Raw genomic sequence first — 15,974 nt, forward strand, 5'->3', positions numbered from 1 at the left:
ATACCATATACGGAATTAAAAGCATACGCAATGCTGTGAGCCAATTTCTGAAGAGCCCGGTGCGGGAAATCCGCACGCCGGGTTCCGTGGGGGTTGGGCCACCAAATGGTGGCCCTTCTACCCGGAGGATAATGCTGCAGAAAATTACTGCAGCATTACCCTACTCGATTATACTCCGGAGGGCATGAAAAAAATACCAGAAACTTTTACCCCTTACATTAAATGGAAATATCATACACTATTAATTGGTTAAGGTATTACTTTTAATGAACCTGTTTGTTTCTCACGCCGTCATACTTTTAGAGTCACGGTGGTTAAATTGCCGGAGGGGGTTCAATAGCTTGGCCAGGCGAATTGTTTTAATAGCGCTTGTTGTAGTGTTAGTTATTGTTATAGGTAACAATGTTATTGGCCGTATTTATTCAATGATCCCTGTCCAAAGAGCAATATTTAATAACATCCAGAGGATAACTTTCAATATCCAGAGGTCGATACTTGAATCCGTAAAGGGTATAAAGAAACAAGTGCTGCCCATCGCGGCCGAATTTCCGGGAAGAGAAGCAGCCTTGAGTTCACCATATATTGCTGTGCAAAACTATTTACATGGAAATGATACCCTGGAGTTGAGTGTATATAATCTCGAAACAGGCGAGGAATATACCGTTCCCACTATCGGAAAACACATTTCCGGTTTTGATATCGAAGGCAAGAATGTGGTTTGGGCGGACCTGCGCAGCGAAACGCGTAACCCGGTGCAGACAGAACCGTCCGGAAAATTTACATATAACCAGAGTAAACTCAACTGGGACATTTTTCTCTATAACCTGGAAACCAGGGAAAAAAAACAGCTTACCTACAACCCGGCCGCCCAGCGCAATCCCCGTATCTGGCAGCATTATGTCGTTTGGGAGGATAACCGCCACGATACTACGGACGACTATTACGGTATCTGGAACGTCTACCTTTACGATCTCAAAAGCGGAAAGGAAACGAGGATTACGAGGGGAGAATACGATCACACTCATCCCCGTATCCGGGACGGTAAGATCGTATGGCGGGACAACCGTAACAACACCAATATAAGATTCCGGGGGTGTGAAAACTGTCCGGACTATAACTGGGACATTTACTTTTATGACATCTCAACGGGCAAGGAGCAGGCTGTAGCTACAGGCCCGACCATGGAATGCGACCCTGACGTATCCGGCGACCTCGTTGTTTGGGCAGAATACAAAGAACTGAATAACGCCGATATTGTAATGAAGAATTTGGAATCCGGCAAAGTGACCAGGTTGACGGATGACTCATTCCACCAGTGGCAGCCGCGGGTAGATAACGGGCGAGTCGTCTGGACCGACGAACGGCGCGGCCACTCCACCAGTGATGTTAGCACCGACTTTGCCAACGCGGACGTCCTTTTGTACCATACCCGAACCGGTAAAACAACCCGGCTTACGGGTGGCTGGATTCAGTCCCAGCCCCTTATATCCGGTCAATATGCTGCTTTTTTATACGACACCCAGGCAAATCCCCGTTACCAGGTTGTTAAGCTGCCGGATAAACTGGTTCGCTAAAATATCGCTTGTCTCAGCTTTTTAAACTTAGAAAGGATTTAATGAAATGTATCTCCCAATCATATTTGTTGTATTTGCGATTGGCTTGTTTTATCTTGCTTATAGGCTATTAAAAGCAGAAAAAGATGTTGCCTTAGAGATTCTAAGGTATATTGTTGTAATTTTTTTATCGTGGCTTGCAGTCTCCCTTATTATTGCCGCCCTAAGGTACGTCACGCCTATAGGCAGGGGTTTTTAACGGCTATTTTCAGCAGAAGACCGTCCCTGTTATATAAAATTTTTTAAATTTTAACTGTAACGTTTTGCGTTTTCAAACGACTATACAGTTAAACAACTTAAGGGGGAGATTTTTTTGAAAAGGGTTAAGAGAACAACTGCCGCTGTGCTGGCTGTGGGCATGCTGCTGTCCACGACCGCCTGGGCGGCGGAAAAAGAGGTGTCGAGCGTGCGGGAAGTGAAAGGCGGTACGGAAATTGTACAGTTGAAAGACGGGGCTGCCGGACAGCCGGTCGCAAAGGCACAGTTGAATGAGTCACAGCGGCAGGCCCTGGAAAAGATCTTTAAGATCGTGCCCGAACTAAAGGAACTCTCCGTGGAAGGTGTGCATGACGAGGGGGATGCTGCTTGGGGGGTAACCTTGAGCGACCGCGCCGGAGAGGCGGCGCCCGGTATTATGCATACTTACGCCAGCATTTTTTTTAAAACTAATACAGGAGAACTGCTATGAGAAAAATGACGGCGTAAAGGACGGCGGACCGGATCTGGCTTTGTTCCCCGATCCTTCCCAGGCCATGACGAGAGAAGCGGCGGAAAAGGTTTTTGCCGGGCTGCTGGAAATGAAGCTGAACTACGTTGAACGGCAGCCCCTGAAGTACCCGGTGTTTGGCAGCAAGAAGGTCGAAACCCGGCCGGTCTTGATGGTATACTCCTTCGAACTATACCCTCATAGATGCTGTGACGGGGAAGCCGCTGGACGGTTTTCAAGAGCAGCCGCTGACCAGCCGGATAAGCCTGGCTGGAGAGGGCAAGAAACTGGTCGCCGGGACTCCCGAAGAAGCGGCCTCTCTACTTGCCGCTGAGACAGGCATAGATATTTCCGGCATGAAGTTTAACGGGGTAGTAGAGCGGGAAGAGTACCTTGAGCCGGGAATTAAGGTGAAAGAGTACAACTGGATGTCCGAACCCCAAACAGGTCCGGACGGCAGGCCGGATCACAGCAAAATGCGTTATTTACATCTCAGCGCGCTGGCAGACACGGGCCAGGTGGTCGGCTTCAGCCTCCAGGATGAATCCGGGCGCGGCAAAAAGAGATGAATTAACTTTATAAACAATGTTCACGGGTGTCCTGGGCTGAATTCCTGTGGTGACGGACTGGCTACCGGGTAAAGTGAAAGAGAAACTTGTTTTCGGATGTAAGCCCGCTAGGTACCGATCCAGATAATTTCCACGCCAATTTCCCTGGCGGAGGCTAGAATTTCGGGATCTCCGGTGACCACCGGATGACGAAAGCGTCCCGCAAGAAATCAAGGAATGGGCGGCCGCCAACGTCTTGCAGCCTTTTACCGGCTCGAAAACCCTGGGTGAATGGAGCTATTTACTTATCGCCGCGGGGGAAAAGTCAACGGCCGGTTACAGTGTGGGGGTTACCAGTATCTCTGGCAGTTCAGACAAGTTAAAAGTTTATTACCGGGTTGACGGCCCGTTGCCCGGTCAGGTGGAGGCGCAGGTGATCACCTACCCGTATATTTTAGTCCGTATCCCGGCAAATGAGGCGGCGGTGGAATTCGTGGAGGGAAACCCGCAATGAAAATATATTCGCAAATATAAAAGAATGGTCCAGACAATTAATAAAAAAGTGAGCAATTATATCAATTCTGAAAAACGTATGGCAAGTGCAAAGGCGGAGGATTTTATTCCGGCTGACAAAGCCATGCAGGAGCTTGGCATTAATGATGCATATTTAGAAGGCACAGACGTGGAGCTTGAATAGAATGTGGAAGGTAGAGTATTTAAGAAATGCTTTGGAGGATATAAAGCAGCTTGATCGAGCGCAGCGTGTGCAGTTCATCAAAGCCATTAACAAGGTGTCAGGTAATCCTCTACCACAGGCAGAGGGCGGTTATGGTAAGCCCCTTGGCAATAAAGGCGGTACCAATTTAGCAGGCTACTTCAAGATTAAGCTCCTTATAGTTCCTGCGAGAGCAGATGATGAGGTTTATATTATTACACAGAGGTTAAAGGGTTGTCATTCAGGCAATAGATTAGCGTTCGTATAAGCCAAATAATTCCTTAAGAGAAATTCTTAGAGCCAAAAAGAAAGAAGTATCAGCCACATTTTCCTGATATTCTTTTAACCTTTGCTTATCAATTGCCCGTATCTGGTCTGGAAGTGCCCGTGTGACTTTACCGTGAAAAATCATCTCCGGCCTGAAAGAGGCGGATTTGGCCCCGGTTGAAAGCGGTACAACTACAACAGTAGATAGATAATTAAAAGGCTCATCGGAAACAACTACTACGTAATGTGGCCCACGCAGGACTCGGCCAGTACCTTCCAGGCTAACACGGTATATATCACCCGAGTGAGGCGCTTCCCCCGGCATTAAAGCTCACCCTTTTCAGCCTGGGCCATCCGTTCCATGTACTCGTCGAGGTCGGCATCTGCAAATTCAGACAGGTTTTCTTCTTCGGCTAACCGGCGGCATTCATCCCGTAAGCTTTTACGTCTCGTTTCCGTAACGTAGTGTTCTACCGCCTGGCGGACGAAGTCACTCAGGGTGGGGAATTTCTGTGGGTCCCGCACTTTTTCAATATCTTTGAGAAGTTTTGATGGCATACGGACAGTTGTACGTACTTGTTCCACGATCTAGCCTCCATAATGTCAGACGTTATTAATATATTATAAGCTTTTGGATTAGATAATGTCAACCGGCTAAGTTTAGAACTTCGGGACCATTCCACCGCATAATCAATACGTATAAAATCCGGTGTTTTATTTGCCATTTAGTTTGGTCAGGATTTTAAGCTGATTTAAAAACTTGTTGCGGAATGGACACTTATATCAAACGGCTTGGCCTGAAGAAAACCGGCACGGTAATAACGTTGTCCCCCGGGACAGAGAGCAGGAATTAGCCTTGGAGAAAAAAAGTTTGGTAGAGGATTTATATGAACTGCAGAAAGAAATTTCTGATCTATCAGCCAAACTGGATCAGGCCGGGGTAGGACAAAGAGAGGCTAATGAAGCACTGGAAAGAGAACTTGTTAAAATAAGACGATTTGCCGGCTTATCCCCTGTGTCCGGACCGGGAGTGGAGTTGGTTGTACAAAGTCACCCGGGGCAGGCCGGATCCGGTACTGTCCATGCTCCAAAAGATATCACCGACGAACATCTTTTAAAAATGGTTAACGAATTATACAACGCAGGCTCGGAAGCTATTGCCATAAACGGCCAGCGCATCACGGCCGTCAGCGAGATACGCCTGGCCGGCAACCACATCAATATTAACGGAACCCCTCTGTCACCTCCTTACCGTATCATCGCCATCGGCAATGCCTCCGCTCTAAAGAGCAGGTTGGAATTAAAAGGCGGCCTTGCCGAATATCTAAGCGATTCCGGCATTTCAGTTGAAACGCAGGAAAAAAATAAGGTTATGGTACCGGCTTTTACAGGGGAGTTATACTTCGAATATGCAAAGCCTGTTAAAGAGAATTAGTATTTAAATACAGCAACATTGAAAGGTATCAGGTGGGTTGTGTGTTGAAATCACTCGCCGAACTTTATAAAGAATACAGGCCCATGATCTTTCGCTACCTCTACCGCTGCACCGGCAGTCACGACCTGGCCGAGGAACTGACCCAGGAGACCTTTTACCAGGCAGTGCTTTCGATAGCCGGTTTTCGCGGTGAGTCCGGCGTGAGTACCTGGCTTTACCGGATCGCCCGTAATGTCTGTTCGAAGAACGTCCGTAAGGCGAACCATTTGCTTTTGGCAGACCCGGCATGGTGTGATACTGCAGCGGCTACGGACGGCGATCCGGAAGAGGCGCTTTGCGGCGCCGAACTTGCCGGACAGGTTGAGCGCGCGCTCTCCCTGCTCCCGGAGGATTACCGGTCGGCGATTCTCATGCGTGAAGTGGAAAATTTAAGCTACGACGAGATCGGAGCAGCCCTGGGCAAGTCTCCCCAGGCCGCACGGGTGATTTTGTTCAGGGCTAAAAAACGCTTCAGGGAAATATATTGCACGCTGGAAAAGGGGGGATTACGTGAGCGAGAGTAAATGCGAGATAGTCCAGGACTTGCTGGCCCTTTATGCCGAGGGTGAGGTCAGCGCAGCCACCGCCGGGTTCGTGGAAGAGCATCTGTCGTCGTGTAACGAGTGCAGGCGCTCGCTGGAGGAGTTTCAAAAACCGATCTTCCATGCGCCCGGACAATTAAACTCTGAGATCAATGAAACGCGTGAAAAAACGGCCGCGGTCTTTCTGGTCAGGCTGCGCCGCACTTTTTTGATGGTACTGGTTTTACTAGCGCTGTCTGCCGCGGGACTTGCGTCGGCCTCATACTATGCGGGGAAAAACGTTGCTACGAGAGATCCTGCTTACGCCAGGGCGGAAAAGATGGGCTTGATCACGCCGGTGGGGCAGACAAAACAACTGGGTCAGAGCTGGATCACCGTCGACGGGATCCTTTTCGACGCCGCCCGTACCACAGTATTCTACAGGATGTCTCCTGCCCAGGATATGTCAGGAGAGATTGAAATCGAAATGCGGGACGAAAACGGGAACTATTATCCATACTTCGCGGGTAAGGGCTACCGGGGGGAACATTTCATGGCCGAGCTTGCCGCTATAGAACCGGACGCGCGTGCAGTGTCGCTCATATTTACAGACAGTGCCGGAAGTGAAAAGGCAGTCTTTGATATTCAGGTGGATACGGTAAAACTTGCCGGGTTAACCAGGGAAATCAGCCCTGAACTGAAAAGCGAGGCAGGCGGGCTGAAAATCAGCCTGGATAAACTTGTTCTGGGGGTTAGCCAGAGCGTCGTGGAATTTACTGTGGCAGTAGAACCGGACAGCGACGTGACCGGTGTCGGCTTTGGAGCCGGCCAGCCGTTCAGCCTGGGCCTGGGACCGGACGGACAGGCGCACGCTGCGGCAGCCGGCTTCACCGGACCGCCGCGCGGGGCCACGGGGGCGCCGCCGGATCAGCCGTCCGGGGGACCGGGACGCCCCGCCGCTAAGGATGCCCCGCCGGTGGGTATACCGCTGTTGATTGATCTAACAAACGGCAAAAGCGCTGCCTATGAAGGCGCCAAGTATAGTACCATTACCAGCACCGGCAGCGTGGCGGGTTCCTTCCTTTTCAACGCCCTTGACGTGGACGCCAAAAAACTAAAACTTTCCTTTCCCCCGCTGTACGCCTACCGGCAAACCATACCCGAGGAGAAGGTAAGTTTGACAATTCCAACGGAAGGCGAGGTTTTATTGGACAGGAACATTACCGCCGGCGGGAAGGAGATTTACCTGGACAGGCTCTCAGTGGAAGGAGAGCGGCTTTGTTTGTATTACAGACTGCCCGGCCAGCAGGGCTATTTCCCCGTTTACCTGCCCGACTTTCGCCTGGAGGACAATGAAGGAAGGCCGCTCGGGCACAGCCGGAACACCTGGGAAAATGAAACCGGCAGGATAGAAATATACCTGACGGATCCCGGACAGCGGGATTTGACCTTAAACCTGGCTGCGGTCGGTGAAAAACTGCCTGACGTGGTTTTTGACCGGATTCCCGTCGGGAATTAGAATGATGAAACGCAGATCACTCTGAATACTTTAAAGCGCGAGGATATTACGGATACTTGTATCCTTATTCTCATTAATAGTTATGAACATATCCAACACCTATGAAGAGAAGGCGTTAGATGCCTTTGTCTCTTGGAAAACAGTTGCATAAAACGCACAGGCCGCGGACGGATTGGGGGCTCTTAAGCGTCATAGCGGCTCTTATCGGGATTGTTTTTGGTACAGTACTGATGAAAGGGGTTAGGTGAGTTGCGCATTGAAATCACTTGCCGAGAAAGGGGACATGGCTTGCCTTTAAGTCCCTGGTAGACGGTTTAACTTAAAGATAAAGAAGTGATATTAGTGGAGATGCCCAAAAAAATTAAAACCACAGTAGTTCCGGTTAGTTCGATGCAGCAGGATAATTCCAGTTTACCTCAAGTCAATGTCGATGCATTCAGAGGTCAGGGGCGGCTGGCATTTGTCTGGAACGGCCTGCTTTATGTTCTTGATGGTGATAACGGCACTCTTACAAAGCTGAGTGATACCGGTCAGGCCAGGTGGCCAAAATATTTGCCTCAGAGACCCGACACAGTATCCCTCGACCCGTGCTGGTCCCCTGACGGGAAACATATCGCGTATGTGGAAGCTGTTGAGCGAGAAGATCTTGCAGACGCCGGGGAAGTCACCTCCTGGCAGCAGGCACGAACACTTTGGGTCGCGGATGCCGACGGTAAAAACGCCCGCCAGGTAAATGAGGCCGGAACAGGAATCAGCCGCCCGCTTTGGTCCCGGGACGGCTCTCATATTATTTACCTGAAAGATAACTCCATCTGGTTGATCAATATCAATGGTGGAAGCCCGGTTAAAATCGCAGGACCTTTACCTGATGCCCCCAACTCTTCTGGCTACTATGGCTATGTCTCATTGCTTGACATCTTAGCCTTCTATGGGAAGCAATAATTCTTTAACACCAAGATTGAGTTGCCATATGTTGCTTTAATAGTTTTTGAAGGAATTTATGAAGATTTTAACATGCTCAACGAGAATAAACCCGGAGGTGGCTGAGATGATTAAATCCGGCAAGAATATCGTTTTCCCAGTTATGTTATTATTTATTTTCACCATTTTCGCCGGGTTGGCCGGCAAACCCCAGGAGGTTCGGGCCGCCGGACAAAGCCTGCTTGCAGGCGGGGCCGGTGCGGCGGCGGCAGGCGAATCATTATATGAATTAACTGTATTTTTGAACGGCAAGCAATTGACTTTTGACCAGGAACCAATTTTAGTTGAAAACAGAATTTTGGTCCCTTTGCGCAAAATTGCAGAGTCGCTAGGAGCCACCGTGGTATGGACCGGGGTAAGACCGCAGGTGACAGTGCAAAAAGGTGACACAGTGATTGGTTTGAACATTGGTTCAAATGAGGGTTTTACAAATAACCGGCAGATATTTTTTCTGGAACAGCCGCCTATCATTGTCAACGGTCGGACAATGGTGCCTCTGCGGTTTCTCTCGGAAACGCTGGGAGCAAAAGTTGATTGGGATGAAAAGGGCAGGACCGTTTCTATTTCAGATGGGGATTTTATGAAGTCTAATCTCCCGGAAGTGACGGAGAATGGGCAGGGAAAGCCTGACGCAGACAAATATTATAAGTTGTATGATGCCGTGGTTGGACCCGATTACAGCCCTTCTGTTGAGGAAGCAAAGGCATACGTCTTAGAACAGGGGCTATTGAAGATCGTAAAAGATGTGCAATTCACGCCCACCCGTTTTATTGAATATGGGCCCACTGACACGATGGTTATTGGAAACGATGAGTCAGGGCGGGAAAAAGCTGTTTGGTTGACAAAGAACCAATATACCGGGGACATTTCTCTCACGGGTTCTGTTCTTATGAATGACGGAGTGTCTAAAGAAACCATCTATTCTAAACTGGAGGAAAAGGGCATTAGGCGTGAAAGTGTTCAAAAGATCTACATTGCTCCATATGAAAAAAACCAGATAGACTGGTTTGTGTTTGCAGAGCAAGAGAATAAAAGATATTATTACTGTTTCGATTACAAGACTGGAGAAATGGTAATTGAGAACATTTTTAGACAATAGCTTGTTATTGAGATATTCGTATGATAACTGCTTATATGCTCAATAGTTTTGTCTTATTTGAAAGATACCGTCTGATCAGTTTTAATAACAGAAGATGATAAATAAACCTGGACTTTACTGGGGAGATACTACAACAAGGAGGTGTACATATTGGGTTTGGAAATCAATGCAACACTGTTTGCGCAAATTATAGATTTGTTAATATTTATCCTTTTCTTTGCCGGTATTGTAATATTAGTATCAAAAGCCTGGGCTTTTAAAAAGGATATTCAAAACAAAGTTGAAATAATGGATGGAGAAATCAAAGAAATGAGAAGGTTATTGGAGGGGAAAAAGCGATAAGAGTCATTATATAGAGTCACTATATTGCTATAGAACTGCTCCAGAGTTTTATACTTTTGAAAACGACAAGGAGATTGTATTTAACCGGCAAGACGATAAGTCAGAAATAAGGGATAAATCTATCCTTACTAACTTGAGTTTGACAGTAATAATTTCCCATCCCTTGTGGCTGTAGGGCTGAGCATGCTTCCAATTTATGGACCCCCTAAATTGTGCCACGCGATAAATTCAGCAATGACGGGGCTTTCCGGGATCGCTGTCAAACCTGAGACTAAGTTGTGGGTTAAAGTCAGTACCTTTTATGAAAACAAAAAGGATATGCATTTTTTGACTGCACCTGACGACTGGGTAGTTAATCAAGTTAATACTATTAAAAATGATTATACCGTTGGCTCAGTTAATGGTGAACCTAATACATTTAGGCCGGTGCTGTCAGAACAATCGCCTGATTTGAATTCTAAGAGGATAGAAGTTCACCAGGTCAATCCTGAGGAGTTACCAAGTAAAAAGAAGGTGACAGGTGAGTGACGGGGGACGGTTATAGTTTTTAAGGTTAATATTTTTCCATAAGATATCCGTTCCGGCATGCAGCTTGCAAAGATTACAGTTGAGGAAGCGCCGGGAATAGGTCTTACAACTACCTCTAAGGCTGGTACCATGCCATAATACCCTGGTACGAAGAATAACCGTAAAAGCCGAAGAGATCTCCCCCTTTGGGAAACAGTCCCAATACCTTTTCCGGCTGCCCGCCGTCGGCCCCGATTATCCAGATGGCGTTGTCCCGCACATACAGGATGTGCTCTCCATCTTTGGACCAGGCCGGCTGGTACACGCCCGCTCCGGCGTCCGTCAGGGGATGAGCGCCGGAGCCGTCTGAATTCCGGATCCAGAGTGTGCGCGTGGCCACCCAGGCAGCCAGTTCCTCGGGTTTACTAAAGCCCCACACGTCGTCGCCCAAGTTCTTTGCGGTAACGAAGGCGATACGGCTGCCGTCCGGAGAGAAGGAGGGGTCGATAGCGACGCTGCCTTCGGGATTGTTAAGTTCCTGGACGCTCCCCGATTCCAGGTCTACAGTGGCCAGGCTCTTTCTTGCCCAGACTATCCGCCAGCCGCCCGTTACCATCAGCAGGCTCCCCTGCGGTGATAAGGACAGCCACCCCCGGTGGGCAAGACCACTGGTGAGGAGTGTAGGCTCGGTATCACCCAACCGAAGGCTCCACAGGCCCATCCCGTCAGCCGCCAGAGAAGCTGAGTGTAATGGGTCCAACCAGTACAGCAACCCTTTGCCGTCTGGCCACCAGGCAGTAACCTGTATCCCGGCCTGTGGGGCCACCAGTCGCTGAACAGGCTGACCGCCGTCTACAGAAATGGTATAGAGCACGTCGCTGCGGTTCTGTGGTTCCTCCGACGGCAGCGTAACATTGTAAGCCAGGGATTTGCCGTCAGGCGACCAGGCCAAGTGAAACGTTCCTTCGGACTTGACCAGCCGGCGCGGCTCGCCTTCCGCCGGCACCAGCCAGACGCCATCTGGCATAGCTACCGCCAGCACGTTACCGGTGGGCGACCAATAAAATCTTTCGCGGCTGACTAACTGGGGCAGGTCTTGAACCTGGTGGGCCTGCGAACCGTCCCGGCGTACCAGCCAAAGCGGGCCGGTATTGGCCTCTTGGTCGGTGACGCGGATAAACGCCAGCCACTGGCCGTCGTGAGACCAGGCTGGCTGCAATGCCCTGCCGGACCCGGTCAGTTGCTTGACCTCTCCCGTTTCGCCATCAAGCGTGTAGAGCAAGCCCTGCCTGATGAAAGCCAGAGCGCCTTGATCCTTGAAGGCGGCTGTATTCACATCCGGGGGGGTTATTATTGGATTGCTGGAGTCCGGTGAGCTTCCCGGTCCCGCCTCCTGAGCAGGCGTTGCGACAGCCAGGGTTTTTAAAGTTCGGTTTAAAATGGTCGCCAGTTCTGCACGAGTTATTTTCTCGTCAGGTTTGAATTCGTTGCCGGTGTACCTCATTATGCCGGTGTTAAAGACAAAGCTGATGTCAGATTGTTGTTTTTGGCTCAAATTAGTTGTATCAAGATAATCCGGCCACATCATTGTGGTAATAACCGATAGCTTTTTTGCTGCAAAAGAGTCAGCTATCGCACTGGCTGCTTCTGCTCTGGTAACAGCTTCATGGGGTCTAAATTTTCTGTCGGCAATATTAAAGATTTTATTATAGCCGATAATCATTGAAGCCTTACTGTACCATATATTATCTTCCACATCGTCATACAAGTCAGAAGGGACAGGCGCTTTGACAAACTTTAAGTCATCATAATTTAAATCAAAGGTTTTAACTAAACATACAGCCAGTTGCGCCCGGTCGACAAATTCGTCCGGACTGAATTTATTGCTTGCTGTGCCAATCATTATACCTTTTTCGTAAACAGCTTCAATATCGGCGGAAGCCTGGGACTGAATGTCGTCAAAGGGAGTCCGGGCAAAACCTGCGTACGGGGCTATTAGAAGAATCGATACTAACAAAAACATAAACAAAGCTCTTTTCATTTATTCTTCTCTTCCTTTACTTTTTTTAAATATTGGACGATAGAGAGCATTAAAAGGTTCACCATGTAGAGTTGAGGCTGCCTGGAACAAAAACTAACAATTGTGCCTGGCTCTGGTCAGGGTCTTTGCTAGCAAGAAAAGGACCGCATTTTGTTGCAGAGATTTAAAATGAGTAGAAGGATAATGCCCAGCCCTTGAAGAAAGATAGCATATTCTGTCAGACTTTCGGGGGTGTTTTTTATATATGTCGAAGACTCTTGATGAATTTTTGGACCAGACGCTGCAGGAGGACTTTAAAAGCCTCAACAACGTTCACCGCAGCATGGTTAACGTGGTCAGGCGCGTGAAAACGGCAGGCGACGAGGGCAACCTGGAAGCCCTGCAGCAGGCTCTGGCCCGCTACGGAGAGCTGCTGGACAGGCAGCAGGAAACACTGCTGGGCCTGCTGGAGAAGCTGCCCTCTTTCAACCTGCAGTCTTACCTGCAGGAAGAGTTTCACCGGGGCTTTATGGACGCCCTGGCGGCGGAAAGCCTGGCCGTGGAAGCAGAGTACCCGGTTTACGAAGTCCTTCCATATAAAGTACGGGTGCTGCCGGAAAAAGAGATGGTCACCATCGACGACCGTGTCTACCGCAACCTGCGCCCCGGCGTCCTGGCCGGGCACTTGAAGAAAAGCATCGACCGCTTAAACGCGGCTTCCTTCGATACCCAGCGCTTTCTCCAAGCCCTGGCGGCGGCTTACGACACGGAGATGGCCAAACAGATCGCCAAGACAAAGATCGACGTCAGTGAACAGGAAGTACTGCTGAAAGACGTCTATAACACCCTCACCCCGCTGCCCCGGCAAAGGCGCGACTACCCGGCGCAGCTTTTTGCCTTCGACCTGCACCGGGTACTGAAAAGCGGGCGGATGAACGCGCCGGACGGCAGACGCCTCTGGCTGGGGAATGTGCGCAACAACAGGCAGGCGCTGGTGGTCCTGGACGCCCAGGGACAGCCTCAACGCCTTGGTGTGATGAAGTTTTACAGGGAGGGATAGCCGGTGGAACCGGCAGTCAGGGAAGAAGCGCTGGAGAGCCTGCGGTGCGGGAACCCGCCGCTGGATTTGCAGGTGCTTAAGGCAATTACGGTGGGAGAGCGGGAAGGGATCTGGAATTTCTGGCGGGACCACTACCTGGACGATTATATTGCCTGCGGCGGCAGCAAGGTGAAGTTTCTCACCGGCAAGCCGGGCTCGGGCAAGACCCACGCCCTCCTCCTGATGCTGGAGGAGGCCCGGCGACTGGGCTATGTCACCTTTTTCACGAGTGCCCGCCGGATGCGCCTGAATAAGTTTGACTCGATCTACCAGGCCGTGCTGGACGCGGTGGATGTAGAAAACCTGGTGGCAGCTTACTGCGATCATGTGATCGGGAGCCTGGGCTACCAGCCCGGGCAGCTTGCGCCGGAGCAAGATTTCTTTAGCTGGGCGCAGGCGCAGGGCCGGGCGGCGGACAGCTTGCGGCGTGAGATCCAGGAGAAGCTGGACGAGCTTTATCAGGACCGGAAAATAAACCACAGCTTCGCAATGGCATTCACCCAGCTCTGCGCCCACCGCCTGGGCTCGCGCCGGCTGGCAGACGGGCAGAAGGAAATCCTGCAGGAATGGCTGAAAGGCCGCTCCCTGCCGGCCAGGGCTTTAAAGCCTCTCAAAATTTTTACCCGCATCGACAAATACAACGCCAGGCACATGATGGCGTCTTTCCTCCATTTGCTGCGCCTCTGCGGCCGCCGGGGGCTTTGCGCGGCGGTAGACGACCTGAGCGCGTTGCTGGAGCGCGGTCCCGAAGGACGGATGCTCTACGGCAGGTCCGCCCGCAACGAGGTCTACGAGAGCCTGCGGCAGTTGGTGGACGACTTCGCCGGATTCGAAGGGGCGTTTTTTGTCTTTGCCGGGCGGACGGAGCTGATCCATGACGAGAAGGGGGGCTTTAAGTCCTACGAGGCGCTGTGGATGCGCATCCAGAACGAGGTCGCGGGGTCGCGCCCGAATAAATTTGCCGATCTTTTCAACCAGGACCTGCTGTTAAAGGAATTCTTCACTGCCGGAACCTGCCTGGAACTGCAACAAAAGCTGAACGAAACTTTCGGTCTCGGCTCCGGTATCCGGCAGGAGGATTTTCACTGCCTGGTGGAAAACGTAAGCATGCTCTCACCGGTGCGGCGGGTGGTGGAGGCAATTGTCAACCAATACGACGCGGGGGGTGAAAGGGATGGAGAATTTTGCAGCCAGACAGGTCATTGAATACCTGCGTTCCGGCGTTTCCTCCCGTAACTTAAGCGCCATTTTTTCCTACGGCCGGGAGGCCGCGTGTGAGCGCGTGGGGCGCGAACTGGAACGGGTGCGCTCGGACGGCGGCGCCTTTTCCCTGGTGGTCAAGGGCAACTTCGGCAATGGTAAAACGCATTTTTTGAACATCATCGCCCACAAGGCGCAAGAACTGAACTTTGCCGTCAGTTTCGTGCCGCTTTCCAAGGAAACTCCCTTCGATAAACTGGACCGCCTGTACCGCCGGGCGGCAGCCGGCCTGTACCTGCCGGGCTGCTCCCAACCCGGTTTTGTCCCCCTGCTGGAAGCGCTGCAGCCGGGCAGCGATCAGGCGAATGAGATGCTGAACTACGCAGCCCGCAACCTGCACCCGAAACTTGAGGCCGTGCTGAAAAACTACCTGGACGGCAGCGGTGACGCCTACAACCAGCATATCCTGGCCGGCGACCTGGCGGGTGATTTCGTTCCCACCACACAGTTGAAATCCATCCATCGCCTGAACTTCGGGAAAGGGTTGTCCCTACCGCCTTTCAAGGTCAAAGAAAACACCTTCGATTACTTCCGCTTCCTTTCCCGCCTGATCCGGGCCGCCGGCTATGCCGGGTGGGTGATCCTCTTCGACGAGTTCGAACAGTTGATGTACCTGGGCATCACGGCCAGGGCCAGCGCCTACCTGAACGCCGCCCGCTTTATGTCGCCTTCTTTCGGCCTGACGGCAACTTATACTGTCTTTGCGGCCTCGTCCAACCTCTGGTCGGAATTGATCTGGAAGCAGAAAAACAGCGACTACGATATTGTGCCGCAGAAACTGGCGGCCAAAGAGAGGCAGTATGACATTCCCACGGTGCGGGAAGTTTTCGGCAGTTTTTTAAAAGAAAACCTCTTTTTGGACACCCTCTCCACTTTCGACATCCGCCGCATGCTCCAGGCCGTGCGCGACCAGCACGCCCTGGCTTACGGCTGGCAGGCGCCGGACGACATCAGCCGGGCAAAGGCAGGCCTTCCCGCGGACCGGCCCCTGCGTACGGTGATCCGGGCCGTGGTGGAGTACCTTGACCTGCAGTATCTCTACGGCGGCAGGCCGGAGATTGCGGCGGCGATGCCGGAGGAGATCCTGCCGGGCGATTTGCCGGAGGATGAGCGGGAGGAGCAGGAAAAGATTCAGGATCATGAGCACGAATGTCTGTAGCCCCGGGACCGGCGCCCGGAGCATTTTTATCGTACGCAAAGTAATTGTGAAGTTATGACAATATATAGATTGAGGGAGGTAGTAGCCAGGAACAAGGATTTTTTCAATGCGAAGGTCCTTAAACCTCAACCTGCTTTCTTAGGA

Annotated in this window: 20 protein-coding genes; 17 read left to right on the forward strand and 3 right to left on the reverse strand. The window is 50.9% G+C overall.

Features of this window, described 5'->3' with window-relative positions:
- The 7 genes from Pmgp_RS20080 to Pmgp_RS10415 all read left to right on the forward strand — a co-directional run.
- The coding region (locus Pmgp_RS20080; RefSeq protein WP_205078008.1) for a hypothetical protein at positions 1–188 on the forward strand (188 nt) is incomplete at its 5' end.
- Positions 189–341: 153 nt separating this feature from the next.
- Positions 342–1,574, forward strand: a complete 1,233-nt coding sequence (locus Pmgp_RS10390) for a hypothetical protein (protein WP_192902882.1) — start codon at positions 342–344, stop codon at positions 1,572–1,574.
- A 352-nt stretch (positions 1,575–1,926) separates the two neighbouring features.
- Entirely contained in the window at positions 1,927–2,301 is a 375-nt protein-coding gene (locus Pmgp_RS10395; protein WP_134213922.1) for a hypothetical protein, read from the forward strand.
- A 227-nt stretch (positions 2,302–2,528) separates the two neighbouring features.
- A complete protein-coding gene (locus Pmgp_RS10400) occupies positions 2,529–2,888 on the forward strand; it encodes a hypothetical protein (RefSeq protein WP_134213923.1) in 360 nt (119 codons plus the stop codon).
- Between the two features lie 235 nt (positions 2,889–3,123).
- Positions 3,124–3,381 carry a protease complex subunit PrcB family protein gene (locus Pmgp_RS10410; protein WP_192902883.1) on the forward strand — a complete coding sequence of 86 codons (258 nt, stop codon included), beginning with the start codon at positions 3,124–3,126 and terminating at the stop codon, positions 3,379–3,381.
- Between the two features lie 24 nt (positions 3,382–3,405).
- Complete coding sequence (locus Pmgp_RS19735; protein ID WP_192902884.1) at positions 3,406–3,564, forward strand: hypothetical protein; 159 nt, start codon at positions 3,406–3,408, stop codon at positions 3,562–3,564.
- Position 3,565: 1 nt separating this feature from the next.
- Positions 3,566–3,850, forward strand: a complete 285-nt coding sequence (locus Pmgp_RS10415; protein WP_134213925.1) for a type II toxin-antitoxin system RelE family toxin — start codon at positions 3,566–3,568, stop codon at positions 3,848–3,850.
- Here Pmgp_RS10415 and Pmgp_RS10420 read toward each other — a convergent pair.
- Both Pmgp_RS10420 and Pmgp_RS10425 read right to left on the reverse strand, forming a co-directional pair.
- The gene (locus tag Pmgp_RS10420) at positions 3,836–4,174 is read right to left on the reverse strand and encodes a type II toxin-antitoxin system PemK/MazF family toxin (RefSeq protein WP_134213926.1); all 339 of its coding nucleotides are present in this window, start codon (positions 4,172–4,174) and stop codon (positions 3,836–3,838) included. The two genes, Pmgp_RS10415 and Pmgp_RS10420, sit on opposite strands and share 15 nt — an antisense overlap.
- Complete coding sequence (locus Pmgp_RS10425) at positions 4,174–4,434, reverse strand: ribbon-helix-helix domain-containing protein (RefSeq protein ID WP_134213927.1); 261 nt, start codon at positions 4,432–4,434, stop codon at positions 4,174–4,176. The genes Pmgp_RS10420 and Pmgp_RS10425 overlap by 1 nt, the downstream gene beginning before the upstream one ends.
- A 271-nt stretch (positions 4,435–4,705) precedes the next feature.
- Here Pmgp_RS10425 and Pmgp_RS10430 point away from each other — a divergent pair, with 271 nt between their 5' ends.
- From Pmgp_RS10430 to Pmgp_RS10460, 7 genes are all read left to right on the forward strand, one after another.
- Positions 4,706–5,284: a DUF881 domain-containing protein gene (locus tag Pmgp_RS10430; RefSeq protein ID WP_192902885.1), complete on the forward strand. Its 579-nt coding sequence runs from the start codon at positions 4,706–4,708 to the stop codon at positions 5,282–5,284.
- A 41-nt stretch (positions 5,285–5,325) separates the two neighbouring features.
- A complete protein-coding gene (locus Pmgp_RS10435; protein WP_134213929.1) occupies positions 5,326–5,847 on the forward strand; it encodes an RNA polymerase sigma factor in 522 nt (173 codons plus the stop codon).
- Positions 5,834–7,363, forward strand: coding sequence for a zf-HC2 domain-containing protein (locus Pmgp_RS10440; RefSeq protein WP_192902886.1), 1,530 nt, complete (start codon positions 5,834–5,836; stop codon positions 7,361–7,363). The genes Pmgp_RS10435 and Pmgp_RS10440 overlap by 14 nt, the downstream gene beginning before the upstream one ends.
- Positions 7,364–7,705: 342 nt before the next feature.
- Complete coding sequence (locus Pmgp_RS10445) at positions 7,706–8,305, forward strand: TolB family protein (RefSeq protein ID WP_153189207.1); 600 nt, start codon at positions 7,706–7,708, stop codon at positions 8,303–8,305.
- A gap of 58 nt (positions 8,306–8,363) precedes the next feature.
- Positions 8,364–9,443, forward strand: coding sequence for a copper amine oxidase N-terminal domain-containing protein (locus Pmgp_RS10450; protein ID WP_243119807.1), 1,080 nt, complete (start codon positions 8,364–8,366; stop codon positions 9,441–9,443).
- 150 nt (positions 9,444–9,593) lie between these two features.
- Positions 9,594–9,785 (forward strand): hypothetical protein, encoded by a 192-nt coding sequence (locus Pmgp_RS10455; protein ID WP_134213932.1) that lies wholly within the window; start codon positions 9,594–9,596, stop codon positions 9,783–9,785.
- A gap of 183 nt (positions 9,786–9,968) precedes the next feature.
- Complete coding sequence (locus Pmgp_RS10460; protein ID WP_153189208.1) at positions 9,969–10,313, forward strand: hypothetical protein; 345 nt, start codon at positions 9,969–9,971, stop codon at positions 10,311–10,313.
- Positions 10,314–10,428: 115 nt separating this feature from the next.
- Here the strand turns inward: Pmgp_RS10460 and Pmgp_RS10465 are convergent, their stop codons facing one another.
- Entirely contained in the window at positions 10,429–12,333 is a 1,905-nt protein-coding gene (locus Pmgp_RS10465) for an S-layer homology domain-containing protein (protein WP_134213934.1), read from the reverse strand.
- 244 nt (positions 12,334–12,577) lie between these two features.
- Between Pmgp_RS10465 and Pmgp_RS10470 the strand changes: the two genes are divergently transcribed.
- From Pmgp_RS10470 to Pmgp_RS10480, 3 genes are read left to right on the forward strand one after another with little or no spacing between them, the layout of a single operon-like run.
- Positions 12,578–13,372, forward strand: a complete 795-nt coding sequence (locus tag Pmgp_RS10470) for a hypothetical protein (RefSeq protein WP_134213935.1) — start codon at positions 12,578–12,580, stop codon at positions 13,370–13,372.
- A 3-nt stretch (positions 13,373–13,375) separates the two neighbouring features.
- Positions 13,376–14,617: a BREX system ATP-binding domain-containing protein gene (locus tag Pmgp_RS10475; RefSeq protein ID WP_134213936.1), complete on the forward strand. Its 1,242-nt coding sequence runs from the start codon at positions 13,376–13,378 to the stop codon at positions 14,615–14,617.
- Positions 14,586–15,830 carry a BREX system ATP-binding domain-containing protein gene (locus tag Pmgp_RS10480; protein ID WP_134213937.1) on the forward strand — a complete coding sequence of 415 codons (1,245 nt, stop codon included), beginning with the start codon at positions 14,586–14,588 and terminating at the stop codon, positions 15,828–15,830. The genes Pmgp_RS10475 and Pmgp_RS10480 overlap by 32 nt, the downstream gene beginning before the upstream one ends.
- The last annotated feature ends 144 nt before the right edge of the window (positions 15,831–15,974 follow it).

It is taken from the genome of Pelotomaculum propionicicum, assembly GCF_004369225.1.
Lineage (GTDB): Bacteria > Bacillota > Desulfotomaculia > Desulfotomaculales > Pelotomaculaceae > Pelotomaculum_B > Pelotomaculum_B propionicicum.

Bases quoted from the DNA above. Each gene is read 5' to 3' on its own strand.
- Pmgp_RS19735 (WP_192902884.1), top strand. From the start codon at position 3,406: ATGGTCCAGACAATTAATAAAAAAGTGAGCAATTATATCAATTCTGAA.
- Pmgp_RS10415 (WP_134213925.1), top strand. From the start codon at position 3,566: ATGTGGAAGGTAGAGTATTTAAGAAATGCTTTGGAGGATATAAAGCAG.
- Pmgp_RS10450 (WP_243119807.1), top strand. From the start codon at position 8,364: ATGAAGATTTTAACATGCTCAACGAGAATAAACCCGGAGGTGGCTGAG.
- Pmgp_RS10470 (WP_134213935.1), top strand. From the start codon at position 12,578: ATGTCGAAGACTCTTGATGAATTTTTGGACCAGACGCTGCAGGAGGAC.
- Pmgp_RS10465 (WP_134213934.1), bottom strand. From the start codon at position 12,333: ATGAAAAGAGCTTTGTTTATGTTTTTGTTAGTATCGATTCTTCTAATA.
- Pmgp_RS10420 (WP_134213926.1), bottom strand. From the start codon at position 4,174: ATGCCGGGGGAAGCGCCTCACTCGGGTGATATATACCGTGTTAGCCTG.
- Pmgp_RS10480 (WP_134213937.1), top strand. From the start codon at position 14,586: ATGGAGAATTTTGCAGCCAGACAGGTCATTGAATACCTGCGTTCCGGC.
- Pmgp_RS10460 (WP_153189208.1), top strand. From the start codon at position 9,969: ATGCTTCCAATTTATGGACCCCCTAAATTGTGCCACGCGATAAATTCA.